Origin of the sequence: Mycobacterium sp. DL99 (genome assembly GCF_004762045.1) — a bacterium.
In the GTDB taxonomy this organism is placed as follows: Bacteria; Actinomycetota; Actinomycetes; order Mycobacteriales; family Mycobacteriaceae; genus Mycobacterium.
In genome coordinates, this window is sequence record NZ_SJOM01000007.1 from 425,818 (window position 1) to 438,133 (window position 12,316).

The 12,316-nt window shown below is 64.8% G+C and carries 12 protein-coding genes; 7 read left to right on the forward strand and 5 right to left on the reverse strand.

The window, feature by feature from the left end:
• The 6 genes from EYZ64_RS02190 to EYZ64_RS02215 form a co-directional block, all read left to right on the forward strand.
• Window positions 1–750, forward strand: a 750-nt coding sequence (locus EYZ64_RS02190) for an SDR family NAD(P)-dependent oxidoreductase (RefSeq protein WP_502702924.1), incomplete at its 5' end; no start/stop codon positions are given.
• A gap of 39 nt (window positions 751–789) precedes the next feature.
• Window positions 790–1,743, forward strand: coding sequence for an alpha/beta hydrolase (locus EYZ64_RS02195; RefSeq protein WP_135451667.1), 954 nt, complete (start codon window positions 790–792; stop codon window positions 1,741–1,743).
• Window positions 1,740–2,480: an SDR family NAD(P)-dependent oxidoreductase gene (locus EYZ64_RS02200; protein WP_135451668.1), complete on the forward strand. Its 741-nt coding sequence runs from the start codon at window positions 1,740–1,742 to the stop codon at window positions 2,478–2,480. The genes EYZ64_RS02195 and EYZ64_RS02200 overlap by 4 nt, the downstream gene beginning before the upstream one ends.
• A 150-nt stretch (window positions 2,481–2,630) precedes the next feature.
• The gene (locus EYZ64_RS02205) at window positions 2,631–4,079 is read left to right on the forward strand and encodes a flavin-containing monooxygenase (RefSeq protein WP_286174570.1); all 1,449 of its coding nucleotides are present in this window, start codon (window positions 2,631–2,633) and stop codon (window positions 4,077–4,079) included.
• A 115-nt stretch (window positions 4,080–4,194) separates the two neighbouring features.
• Window positions 4,195–5,610, forward strand: coding sequence for a glutamine synthetase family protein (locus tag EYZ64_RS02210; RefSeq protein ID WP_135451670.1), 1,416 nt, complete (start codon window positions 4,195–4,197; stop codon window positions 5,608–5,610).
• Window positions 5,607–6,572 carry a hypothetical protein gene (locus EYZ64_RS02215; RefSeq protein ID WP_135451671.1) on the forward strand — a complete coding sequence of 322 codons (966 nt, stop codon included), beginning with the start codon at window positions 5,607–5,609 and terminating at the stop codon, window positions 6,570–6,572. Before EYZ64_RS02210 ends, EYZ64_RS02215 begins: the two co-directional genes overlap by 4 nt.
• Before the next feature lie 10 nt (window positions 6,573–6,582).
• Here EYZ64_RS02215 and EYZ64_RS02220 read toward each other — a convergent pair whose 3' ends face one another.
• The 4 genes from EYZ64_RS02220 to EYZ64_RS02235 form a co-directional block, all read right to left on the reverse strand.
• Entirely contained in the window at window positions 6,583–7,038 is a 456-nt protein-coding gene (locus EYZ64_RS02220) for a lipoprotein LppJ family protein (protein WP_135451672.1), read from the reverse strand.
• Between the two features lie 114 nt (window positions 7,039–7,152).
• A complete protein-coding gene (locus tag EYZ64_RS02225) occupies window positions 7,153–8,997 on the reverse strand; it encodes an alpha/beta hydrolase (protein WP_286174571.1) in 1,845 nt (614 codons plus the stop codon).
• A gap of 49 nt (window positions 8,998–9,046) precedes the next feature.
• On the reverse strand, window positions 9,047–9,346 hold the full coding sequence (locus tag EYZ64_RS02230; protein ID WP_135451673.1) for a DUF6317 family protein: 300 nt from the start codon (window positions 9,344–9,346) through the stop codon (window positions 9,047–9,049).
• A 56-nt stretch (window positions 9,347–9,402) separates the two neighbouring features.
• Window positions 9,403–10,293, reverse strand: coding sequence for a crotonase/enoyl-CoA hydratase family protein (locus tag EYZ64_RS02235; RefSeq protein WP_135451674.1), 891 nt, complete (start codon window positions 10,291–10,293; stop codon window positions 9,403–9,405).
• A 140-nt stretch (window positions 10,294–10,433) separates the two neighbouring features.
• Here EYZ64_RS02235 and EYZ64_RS02240 point away from each other — a divergent pair, with 140 nt between their 5' ends.
• Complete coding sequence (locus EYZ64_RS02240; protein ID WP_135451675.1) at window positions 10,434–11,903, forward strand: amidase; 1,470 nt, start codon at window positions 10,434–10,436, stop codon at window positions 11,901–11,903.
• A gap of 24 nt (window positions 11,904–11,927) precedes the next feature.
• Here the strand turns inward: EYZ64_RS02240 and EYZ64_RS02245 are convergent, their stop codons facing one another.
• The gene (locus EYZ64_RS02245; protein WP_135451676.1) at window positions 11,928–12,254 is read right to left on the reverse strand and encodes an MmcQ/YjbR family DNA-binding protein; all 327 of its coding nucleotides are present in this window, start codon (window positions 12,252–12,254) and stop codon (window positions 11,928–11,930) included.
• Window positions 12,255–12,316: the final 62 nt, after the last annotated feature.

Below are 12,316 nucleotides of genomic sequence, written 5' to 3' on the forward strand. Positions count from 1 at the left end.
CGATCGACGACGTTGACCTACAGCGGCGCCAACGCGGTGGTCACCGGCGCCGCATCAGGCATCGGTGCCGCCACGGTCGACCTGCTCGCGCGCGCCGGAATCCGAACGCTGGCAATGGATCTGCGGGAGCCGCAGCCGGCGTCCGCAGACACGCTTGTGGTGAGGGAAGCGGTCGACGTGCGCGACGCCGCAGCGGTGCGAGCGGCGCTGTGGCGAGCCTTTCCGGAGGGGCGGCTGAACTATCTGGTCAACTGCGCCGGTATCCCGGCGCACACCGGGTTTCGTGGCGTCGACGCCGATCAGTGGCGGTCGGTTCTGGACGTCAACCTGGTTGGTGCCTACAACGTGATCGATGCGAGCACGCAGCTGCTGGCAGCCGGGGACCCGGCCGCCATCGTCAATATCACCTCAATGGAGGCCAGCCGGGTCATCGCGCTGACCAATCCAGACCCCAATCCGCATTACGCGGCGTCGAAGGCCGCGCTTGCGATGTTGACCCGCACCGCAGCCAGAGCGCTGGGCCCACATATCCGGGTCAACAGCATCGCCCCGGGATTCGTGGCCACCCCGATGGCCGCAGAGCACGGGGACACCTCGACGCTCCCACCCCAGTTGTCGACACGAACGGTGGCCGGAAGGTGGGCTCAGCCCGCTGAAATCGCCTCCGCCGTCGGCTTTCTCCTCAGCGACCAGGCCTCCTACATCACCGGCACCGAGCTGTGTGTCGATGGGGGACTGGCACTGACTTGAGCCGTGCCGACACCAGAACAGAAAGGAAGCACCAATCCCATGCCCATCGATCCGGTAGCACAGAAAATGCTCGATGACGCCCGCGCCTCGGGCCGTCCCAATGCACACCTGTTGCCTGTTGCCATCGCCCGCGAGAACTTCGAAGCGGCATTCGCCGGGCTGAGCAAGCCCGCCATCGCGCGTGTCGTCGATGTGACGATCCCGACGCGCGACGGTGACCAGATCCGTGGCCGGATGTATCTCCCCGATTCCGGGGGCGATCTCCCGCTGACCGTGTACTACCACGGCGGCGGATGGCTGATGGGCAGCATTTACTCCCACGACGTCACGACCAGACTGCTGGCCAACGCTGCCGGCTCGGCTGTGCTGTCGGTGGAGTATCGGCGCGGACCCGAACACCGATTCCCGGTCGCCGTCGACGACGCGGTTGACGCACTGCTGTGGGCCGTTGGCGCACCTACCGTCGCGGACCTGGGGGTCGACACTCGGCGGCTCGCGGTCGCCGGGGACAGCGCCGGCGGAAACCTGGCCTGCGCGGTCGCGATCCACGCCAGGGACACCGAGCTGATCCCCGCCCTGCGCCATCAGCTGCTGGTGTACCCGGCATCGACGACAGATCTCACGATCGGGTTTGACGATCAATACCAAGGCGTGATGCTCGAACGCGACGAATGTCTATGGCACCAAAGCAATTACCTAACCTCTCCTGAGGACCACTCGGACCCACGGATGACGCTGCTCAATGCGGATCTGTCGGGCCTGCCCGAGGCCACCGTCATCCTCGCCGAGTGCGATCCGATCAAGCCGCAAGGATTACTGCTGGCGGAGGCCTTGGCTACCGCAGGCGTGCCGACGGTCAACCGTGAGTACGCCGGCATGATCCACGGATTCTTCGGGCTCGACGAGATTTTCCCGCTCGCGACCGACGCCATGCAGCTCGCTGGTGAGCGCCTGGCCCGAGCTCTGCGACCGAGCATCGGTGCGCCGGCATGAGGCGCACAGCGCTCGTCACCGGAGCGAACGGCGGCATCGGCAGCGCGATCGTGGCCAGGCTGCGGGCCGACGGCGCCCGAGTCGTGGCGACCGATGTCGCCCCGCTGGCGGCTCCCGAGCTTGACTCCGAGGTCACCTACGTTTCCATGGATTTGCTCGCCACCGGCTCGGCGTACGATCCGCTCTTCACCACCATCGGCGAAACCGGCCTGGACTATCTGGTGAATGCCGCGGGCTTGGCATTCTTCGACCGCGACGGATCGATATTCGACATCAACGACGATGAGGCCTGGCAGTTGACCATGGGAGTCAACCTGCACGCGTTGCGCCGTCTCACTGTCGCCGCGTTGCCGCACCTGCGCAAGGGACGAGGCAAGAGCATCGTCAACATCGCCAGCCTGGCCGGCCTGCGCACCATGGACTCGCCGCTGGACGCCTATCAGGCGAGCAAAGCCGCCGTGGTGTCGCTGTCGCGCGCGATGGCGGTCCGGCTCGCACCCGAGGGAATTCGGTGCAATGCCGTATGCCCCGGGGCGATTCTCACACCGATGATCTCCCCGATCTACGAACGCTCACCGGAACGCCGCACAGACATGGAACGACGAACGCCTCTGGGCCGTTTGGGAATGCCGGACGACGTGGCGAATGCCACGGCATTCCTGCTGTCGGATGACGCGGCATTCGTCACCGCAACCGAACTCGTCGTCGATGGCGGATGGTCCGCCCAGCTCAGATAGCCCGGACAGGGCCTCAACCCATCCTGGGCAGCGCCGTTGAAGGACCGAGAACAAGCCCCCAATAACCAGGCGATCCGGAATCCGGTAGCCGACAACAACAATCGAAGGCAGGTGATCTGCATGAATGCGGACCGAACTTTCCGTCCCCGAGTGGCAGTCATCGGTGCCGGTTTCAGCGGGATCGCGGCGGCAGTCGCGCTCAAGAAGCGTGGCATCGACGACTTCGTGATCTTCGAACGGTCCCCCGGCCTCGGCGGGACTTGGCGACACAACACCTATCCCGGGGCCGAGGTGGACCTCGAATCCCACATTTACTCGTTCTCGTTCGAACGCTACGACTGGACCCGTACCCACGCCGGTTGGAGCGAGTTGCTCGGCTACCTGCACTATGTGGCCAACAAGTGGAATCTCGTCCCGCACATGCGGTTCAGCGAGGAGGTCCAGCACGTACGGTGGTCGGACGAACGGCAGGACTACACCGTGTCGACGGCGTCGCAGGTTGATCACGGGCGGTTCGACCATGTCATCAGCGCGGTGGGGTTCCTCAATACCCCGGCGAAGCCGCCATTCGTCCGGGAGGAGCACGACTTCGGCGGTCCGATCTGCCACACCTCGGAGTGGCGGGACGGTTTGGACATGGCCGGCAAGTCGGTCGGGATCCTCGGCACCGGCTCGTCAGCGGTTCAGGTTGTCACCGAGGCCGAGAAGGTGGCCTCGGCGGTGACGGTGTTCCAGATCGAGCCGAACTGGATGCTGCCCAAAGAAGCCCGGGATTTCACTCCGTTCGAGCGTCGACTCAACAAACTCGCACCGGTCTACGCGTATCGGCGGCTGCGGCTGTGGCTGCGCTACGACCTGCGTCAGCACCTTGCCCGCCACGCCCGGGAAGACCGCCATCTCAACAGAAAGCGCCGCACGGCTGCCCTGGCCTACCTGCACCACGAGATGGCCGATCGGCCGGATCTGCTGGACGTGCTGACACCGGACTTCCCCATGGAGGGCCGCCGAACGGTGATCAGCGACACCTACTACCAGGCGCTGAAGAGCCCGACGGTCAGGCTGGTGCCCCATGCGGTGAAGGGACTGTCGGCCGGCGGTGCCGTCGACGCCAATGGCGAGGAGCACCAACTCGACATGATCGTGCTGGCCACCGGGTTCCAGGCGCACAAGTACCTGAGTACCTACCAGGTGTCCGGCGAGAACGGCGCCGACCTGCATGACACCTGGACCGACGGCGCCGAGGCCTTCCTCGGCATGATGGTGCCCGGTTTCCCGAACTTCTTCATCATGTTCGGACCCAACACCAACGTCGTTCCGCTCGTGGCGTTCTATGAGGCGCAGGCCAACTTCGCTGCAGCCGCGATCGCCGAAGCGGCCCGCGAAGGTAAGCGGCGCATCGAGGTCCGCCGGTCGGCCTTCTACATCTACAACGACTGGGCGCAGAACCGCCTGGCGAAGACGGTCTGGGCCGTCACCGAAAGCTACTTCCGGGCCGGTGCCAACCGCACGGGCAAGGTCATCTCGCAGTGGCCGGCGAGCCCGAGCACATACATCCTGGCGGCCAAATTGTTACGCAGGATTGCACTTTCGCGGTCGTGATGGAAACCGGGATGCATCAGGCTGCTGCGTTCCTGTTCTCGGAAAAGGCAATCTTGACCCGATCCCGTAAAAGCAATATAAAATGGACCAATAGCTGTTTAGTTTGGAGATCAACATGACAGTTCACACCAACCATTCGCTCACCCCCGAGGGCCTCAGTGTCAACGGTGTTTCGCAACCTCACGGCATCTGGTCGTTGCAAGCGCTGCGAGAGGCCGTGGACGCGGGCCGAATTACCAAGGTCTTCCTGGCGGCCGCTGACAATATCGGGCGGCCGCTGGGTGAACACCTTCCCGCGCGCCGTTTCCTCGAGCATATTGACGACTACACGGCATTTCGCATCCCGTTGATGGTCTGGCAGCTTGACATCGAGCAAGACCTCAACCCCGACCTGGAACATGTTGGTGGACTCAGCAACGGCGGCCCGGACTGCTATCTGAAACCCGACCTGAGCACGCTACGGGTCTTGCCGTGGATGACCGACACCGCGTTCGTGATCTGCGATCCTGTGCTCGCCGATGGCGCGCTGCTCGAGATTGCGCCCCGGCAGGTCCTCAAGCGTCAGCTGGCCCGATTGGCTGAGCACGGAGCCACGGTCCAGTGTGCCTCCGAACTCGAGTTCCACCTCTTCGAGCAGAGCTATGAGGACGGATGGCGGTCCCGCTACCAGGAGCTGTCCCCGGCGTCGCGATACCAGGGTGCATACGATCCCCTGGTAGCGATCTCCAACGAAGTGTTCATCGACGCCGTGGTTGAACAGATGGAGCAGGCCGGCGTTCCCATCGAGGCATTGTCCTGCGAGTACGGGCTGGGGCAGCAGGAGATCAACCTGACCCACACTGACGCGCTAGAGATGGCCGACCGCCACTTCATCTACAAGTTCGGTGTCAAGGCGATCGCGACGCGGATGGGCAAGTCCGCCACGTTCATGGCCAAATGGGACGCGGCGGGAATGGGGAGTTCATGCCATATCCACACCAGTCTGTGGTCCGCTGACGGCTCAACCCCTCTGGGCGACAACGAGCTATTCGAAGGCTTCCTTGCCGGGTTGGTTGGGGCTGCGCGAGAGATGTGTCTGTTGTACGCGCCAAATCTGAATTCATACAGGCGTTTCCAGCCCAATTCGTTCGCTCCGACCACTGTCGCCTGCGGCAACGACAACCGCACGCTGTCATTCCGATTGGTTGGCCAGGGTCCGCATCGCCGCGTGGAGAACCGAATTCCGGGGGCGGACGTCAACCCTTACGTGGCTATCGCTGCCGCTGTCGCTGTTGGCGTCGACGGAATCGAGCGTCGGCTGCCTTTGCCCGAACTCATCGATGGCGACGGCTATGCACGTACCGACCTGCCTCAGCTACCGACATCGCTACCCGAGGCGATAGATCTGTTCGCGAGCAGTGACACCGCCAAGTCTTCGCTCGGGGCCGAGGTACACGGTCACCTGTTGACTGTCGGTCGCGGTGAACTGAACGCCTTCCTCACCCAGACAGTGACCGACTGGGAACGGCATCGCTACTTCGAGCGCACATGAGCCGCGCAGTCGTCCACAGCGAACTGCTAGGCCACCTGGTCAGAGCCGACGGTCGACTGGAACAAGGGCGGTCCAGCTATACACGGGCACAGGAGGCGCTGTCCTCGGCCGATTTCACCGCGGCCGAGGAGTACGGGCGCATCACCATCCAGGAGGCGCAGGAGGCCTACGACCTGTTCGGTGTATGGCTGACCGAGATCCCGCGTGTCTTGGTTTCTCATGGTGTTGCGCCCGCGGCAGTTCACCCCGCGTCCGGCCGGGGGGAACTCGACGACGGCTGGCGCAGCTACGTCAGCCTGATCGACGCGTTCGCCCAAGCCTGTCAGCGGCGCGAATCCGACGCGGCGCGGGACCTGCTGGCCCGCGCTCGCGGTGTCTGGCAGGAACATCACGATGCGGCCTGCGATGCCATCTGCGGACTGTTCGATCTCGCGTCAAACGCACTCGGTGAGGCGTTTATCGGCGACCTCTGGAACAGCTTGCTGTCGGAGATGTACGAGCGGTCCGCGCGGATCTACCATCCGGATGCCATGGTGTGGGAGCAGTCAACAGAGCGTCTGCTACTCGACATCTTCGAGGCGACCCGCGGCCATCTCACCGGTCCAGACCGCGACGGCTCGTTCTCGATCATCGAGGAGCACGACCGCTGGGTCATCACCTTCGCCCCATGTGGATCGGGCGGGCGCACCTACGAAACCGATTCCGGTGCAGCGCAGTTCGCGGTGACCACCCGACAGCACGATTGGGCGTGGAACACCGTCGGCGTGTGTCTGTACTGCGCACACTGCTGCCAGCTGCAGCAACGTGCCCCCATCGAGCGACTGGGCTTTCCGCTGCGGGTGATCAGCCCGCCGATCCAGGGGCAGGGGAGTCCCGTCTGCACCTGGTCGATATACAAAGACCGTGCTGCCATCCCGGACGAGGCCTACACGACAGTGGGATTCGCGCCGCCTGAGGATTGAACCCGGCACATCATCCCGAGGCGAGTTCTCCCTTGATGTCCTCGGACAATGAGTTCGTCTGGTTGGTTCGGTGGTCGAAGTTGTCGCGGCACTCGCCCGAGACATCGATCATCACGTGAGCAACGGGTGGCTGGTCCGGCTCGGGCGGCGGTATCACCCACACACTCACATCGACCCCGTTGCGCTTGAATGTGGTGGCGTGGGAATGAAAGTCGGGATCGATCTGCCAACCGTATTGTCGCAATCTATTCAGCACCGAGTCCGATGAAACCTCACGCGACCGGTCGGCTCCGGGCATCCACAACTTGAGCCTGCTGTGGCCTTGGAACGGTGGTTTGCCGTAGTCGTTGCACGAGTCGTAGCCGAACTTCGCGTCAGCCACTTCGGCGCCGAGATCGGCAATGACCTGACCAGACACATCGATGACCTGGCGGCGCGCCTCCTCGGGGGATATCGGATTAAGCACGGTGCCAGAGCATCCCACCAGGCACAGCAGCCCCGCTAGCGTTCCGGCGATTCGAATCCATACGCGTGTCAATGGTCGTTGCCCTGCTTCTCTCGGTCTCCACGGCTCACTACCTCAGTGATAGTGGTCGTTGTTGGATTTGTGCACCAGCTCCGGATCGAACCCCACCGATGGTTGTGATCCCGGTAGGGGGAACGGCAGGGGGGACGGCCACACGGGTATCTGCCCCCGGTGGGGAGCGGTCATCCCGTGCTGTTGGAGGTCGTTCCCGTGTCCGGACACGATGTCGGCGATGCTGTACAGAGACTCCGATCCCTTGTTGAAGTACGAGGTGTGCTCATCAAGGATGTCGAGCGGGTCGAGGTTGATACCGGCTACCTCGGCGTGGAATCGGGTGGAGCCGTACCCGTCCATGGCGGGGTCGTTGCCGAGGCCGACTCCGGGGATGTTGACGTGTTCGCTACCCATTCCTGTGACGAAGTCGGTCGATGCCGCGCCGACAAAGAGGTGGCCGTCGGGCGGCAGGTGGAAGTCGGCTGCCGACTGGGCTAGGTCTGTGCCGGGGCAGCCGACGAGGACGATGTCGTCGGCGCGCATTCCGTAACCTGCCGCGGCGTCGGCGACCGTCGTTGAGCCATAGGAGTGACCGATGACGGTGGTGTGCGCGGGGTTTCCTTCGTGTGTCACGGCGAGTGCGTTGACGTCGGGGGCCAGAAGCTCCGCCCCCGCGCGGGCCATGAACGGTTCGCTGACCCCCACCATGTTGGTGTCCAGGTCCGCGTCCAGGTCCGGGGCGTTGTAGCCCATCCACTGCACGACGGCTGTCGAGTTGTGCGTATCCGCTTTGTTCGCCTCGTTGTAGACGTTCGCCCCGTTCCCGTCGGACAGCGTTCCGCCGGCCACCGAGGTGGTCAGCCCCGACACCATCACGGTGGTGTTCGCGGCCTTATCGGGATTGCCGATCGCGATCGCAGCAGATCCTTCACCGTCGAATGCCTCGGGGTCGTACTTCATCAGCAGGACTTCAGGAGTGCGACCTTTAGCGTCCACGGCGTTGTCTGCGTCCACCTTCAAGGCCTCGGCGACTTCGACGGCGTTGTTGTAGCGGGTCATCATCTGCCCAGCCATGCCGTATTTTTCGGGGTGAGCCAGCACTTCCTCTTTCGTCACGCCACGTGCTCTGGCCACCTCGGCGGGACGATTGAGATCCTGCATCAGGATCGACAGGTTCGCCGTGCTGCGGTCTTGGATCGGAACGCCGTTGAGGTTGCCCAACTTCTCCGGCCAATCATCGAGCAGTTGCCGCCGCTTCTCTGGAGACAGCGAGTCCCACCATTTGTTGACCTCCTCGGTACTCTTGCCGACCGGGATCTCGGCGCCGGTGTCATATGGCGGCGCTTGTGGGAGACCGCCGGGCCCGAAGTTCTGCGGTGCGGAATTCAGCCCACCGACAGCGGTGCGAAGGCTCTGGTTGAGCTGTCGGTCGGCGGTGTCGAAGTTCGCCAACTGTGTCTTGAGGCCCACCGAGTGCGTGGCGGCCAGCTGCTCAAGCTTCGTGGCGATGGCCGGACTCATCTTCGCGTACGCATCCAGCATGCTTCCGGGACGTACCGACACCGTGCCGTCGGGTGCGACCTGCCAGCCCTGAGCCGTCAACTGGTCGACCGCCCCGAGCAGACTCGTGCGGGTCTGAGTCAGGGCGGTGCCGCCCTCTTGCATGACGGATTGAGCCCGGTTCAGAGCGTCGTGAATCTGTTGTATGCGCGCCAAAGTCGGTTGCGCTTTCGCGATCGCCGCATCAGAGGCAGTGCCCTGCCAACCTGACCGTAACCCGTCGATGTTGGCGCGGTGACTATCGATCTGGGCGGCCAAACCCGTTGCCTTCTGGCCAAGTTCGGTAGCGGATGCGGTCAGCGTCTCGGGGTGCGATCCCTGAACCTGCGGAATTGTCACCGTCACGACGTGAGCCTCAGCGCGGATGCGGCTGGTCGTGGCGCTGAGCGGGGGTTCACTGGGCGAACCTGCGTAAGCGACGCCCGAACTCCTCGTCCATGCGGTGGTAGCGATCGGCCGCTGTTGACAGGTTGTCGGAGTGCTTGGTCAGGTCTTCGCGGACTGCGTTCAGCGCGGTATCCACCAGGGAGCTGGCGAACTGACACGCGCCTTCACTGAGCAGACCAGACACTCCGGTGCTCGCACTATGCAGCGACTGGCCGGCGGCCAGACCTGAGACAAACTCACCCACGTCAGCCTGAGCGCGCGCGACATTGCGCAGCGAGTCTGGATTGACACGCAACGCCCCACCCATGGACAAGAGTCTAAATCCGCCAGCAACGCTTCAATCGCACCTCTTTAGGAGGGGGATCAGTCGCGGGCTTCCCCGCCGGCGGTCCACTCCTCATAGAACGGCGGCATATCGGAAGCCCGCCCGGAGAACTGCGGTGGCCGCTTGTCGAGGAAGGCACGCACGCCGTCGTGGCCGTCACCGATGCTGGTGTAGAACATCGCCAATGAATCCACCCGGTGTGCGTCGACCGGGTGCGGTTCGGCGGAATTCCGGTAGAGCATCTGCCGCATGAGGGCGACCGAGACCGGTGAGCGGTCGCGCGTCCACACGTCGGCCAGCGCTCGGGCCTCGGCAATCAATGCGTCCGGTTCGTGGACGGCCTGCGCCAGCCCGATCTCGCGGGCCGCGTCTGCGGTGAGAATGTCGGAGCGGTACACCAGGTCCAAAGCTGTTGGCATGCCGACGATCCGGGGCAGGAACCAGGTCGAACACGCTTCCGGTGTGATGCCGAGCTTTCCGAAGACCAGCCCGAAGCGGGCCTTCGTGGACATGAGCCGGGCGTCCATGGCCAGCGTCATCGTCGCGCCGATCCCGACGGCGGCCCCGTTGATGGCGGCGATCACCGGCTTGCGGCAGGCGTAGATCGCCAGGGTCACCCGGCCGCCGGTATCCCTGACCCGCCGAAGCTCGGGGTCGTCGAGGTCGGCCATGTCGGCCAGGCTGGGTGACTTCGTCTCGTCGAGGCCGAACACATTGCCCTCGCTCGACAGGTCCATGCCGGCGCAGAACGCCCGGCCCTCGCCGGTCACGATGACGGCACGTACCGCGTCGTCGTCGTTGACCGACACGAAGGTGCGCTCCAACTCGTCGGCCATCTCGACGGTGAAGGCATTGAGGTTCTCCGGGCGATCGAGGACGACGGTGAGGATCCCGTCGTCGAGCTCGTGCCGGATCGTCGTGAAGTCCACGGATGCTCCTCCTCGGGTCGGTTTGGTACCCAGCTTGCCCAAGTCGGATTCTTCGGCAGCGTCGACCCCTCACGGCGGGTCCGATGTTCCTCGCCGGCGGTAGAGCACCGCGCAACGTCAACGGGGTCTACGTTCGTGGGATGGACTTCGACGAGTACCGTGCGCACGACGCCACATCCTTGGCGAAACTGGTTGCTGACAAGCGGGTTTCGGCGGCGGAGCTGCTCGCCGCGGCCCGGGGACGGGCAGCGGCGGTAAACCCGAAGATCAACGCCATCGTGCGCGACGTTCCGGCTTCGCCGTCGGACGATCTGACCGGTCCGTTCGCCGGGGTCCCGTTCCTGATCAAGGATCTGGCGCAGGACTACGCCGGTTTGCCCACCTCGGCTGGTTCACGTGCGCTCATGTCGCTGAACGTCACCGAGCACGCCACGGTCGTACAGCGCTGGATCGACGCCGGCCTGGTCATCTTCGGGAAAACCAACACCCCCGAGTTCGGGGCGAAGGGAATCACCGAGCCTGAGGTCTGGGGGCCGGCCCGGAACCCGTGGGATCTGGCAAGGTCGCCGGGCGGCAGTTCGGGAGGATCTGCGGCCGCCGTTGCAGCGGGCATCGTGCCCTGCGCCGGCGCCAATGACGGCGGCGGATCGATACGCATTCCGGCGGCCAGTTGCGGACTTGTCGGGCTGAAGCCGGGCCGTGGGCTGACGCCGTCGGGTCCGGCGACCGGGGAATCCATGCACGGCGCGGCCGTTCAAGGCGTCGTCTCCCGGACGGTTCGCGACACCGCGGCGATGCTCGACGTCCTCAGCGGCGGCGAACCATGGGGGCCGTACGTGCCGGGCCTGCCCGCTGAGCCGTTCGCGTCGTGTGTGGGGGCGGATCCCGGAAAACTGCGGATCGGGCTGCGGGTGCCGACGGCGATCAACCCGGCACCACACCCCGAGGCGTACGCGGCCGTCGAGGCAACGGCTGCCGTGCTGACCGAACTCGGCCACCATGTCGAGGAACTGCCTCAAGCGCCCTTCGACGACGCCGCGCTTGCTCGCGACTTCCTGCTGACCTGGTTCGTCTACAGCGCATGGGAGGTCGCCGAGGCCAAGCGGCTGACCGGCGCGGGTGACGCCTCTTTCGAACGTGACACGCTCATCATGGCGGCGCTCGGTCGCTCCGCGAGCAGTGTCGACTATCTGGATGCGGTGCAGCGGCGCCACGAACACACGCGGCGGCTGAGCACGTTCTTCGAGTCCTACGACCTGCTGTTGACGCCCAGCTTGGCCACCCTGCCTCCGCGGATCGGCGAGTTCGATCTGCCGGTGGTGCTGCAGCGTGCCGCCGATGCGCTGATCAAGACCCGTACCGCAAGCATGTTGCGCTACACCAAGATCGTCGACGACATGGTGGACAAGAACCTGGGCTGGGTGCCCTACACGCAACTGGCGAATATCACTGGCCGCCCAGCGATCTCGCTACCCGTGCACTGGACGGCGGAAGGTCTGCCGCTCGGTGTGCAGTTCGTCGCGCCGCTTGCCGGTGAAGCGCTGCTGCTCAAGCTAGGAGCCCAGCTCGAGCAGGCGATGCCCTGGGCCGGTCGGTTCGCCCCAGTCTGAGCCGGTGCGCCCGGCAGCACGTAGCTACTCGGTCAGCTGGCTGGGCGCGGCTTGCCGCCAGGAGTCGAGCAGAATATCGCGGAGCTCTCGCCGATCCTCCAGCTCAGCCAACCGGACCCGCACCCAGGACGAGGCGGCCTCGTGTTGGGGGACCCAGAATTTGTGCGGTTCGGCGGCGATCAGTTCCTCGCGGTCAAACCGGGGGCAGCGCACCGCAAATGAGGTCTCGTCGTCGGGCACGGTGACGAACATCTTGCCCGCCACGTCGAAGGTCGGATGGCCCCAGCGCTCCTTCTCGGTGGTCTCAGGGAAAGAGAGTGCGATGCTGCGCACATCGTCGGCGTCGAGCACGGGTATCGGACCTCCGATCGCGCATGGGTATCCGCTCCGGCAGCCTACCGGGGCGCGATGAC

Bases quoted from the DNA above. Each gene is read 5' to 3' on its own strand.
- EYZ64_RS02215 (WP_135451671.1), top strand. From the start codon at position 5,607: ATGAGCCGCGCAGTCGTCCACAGCGAACTGCTAGGCCACCTGGTCAGA.
- EYZ64_RS02195 (WP_135451667.1), top strand. From the start codon at position 790: ATGCCCATCGATCCGGTAGCACAGAAAATGCTCGATGACGCCCGCGCC.
- EYZ64_RS02230 (WP_135451673.1), bottom strand. From the start codon at position 9,346: ATGGGTGGGGCGTTGCGTGTCAATCCAGACTCGCTGCGCAATGTCGCG.
- EYZ64_RS02240 (WP_135451675.1), top strand. From the start codon at position 10,434: ATGGACTTCGACGAGTACCGTGCGCACGACGCCACATCCTTGGCGAAA.
- EYZ64_RS02200 (WP_135451668.1), top strand. From the start codon at position 1,740: ATGAGGCGCACAGCGCTCGTCACCGGAGCGAACGGCGGCATCGGCAGC.
- EYZ64_RS02210 (WP_135451670.1), top strand. From the start codon at position 4,195: ATGACAGTTCACACCAACCATTCGCTCACCCCCGAGGGCCTCAGTGTC.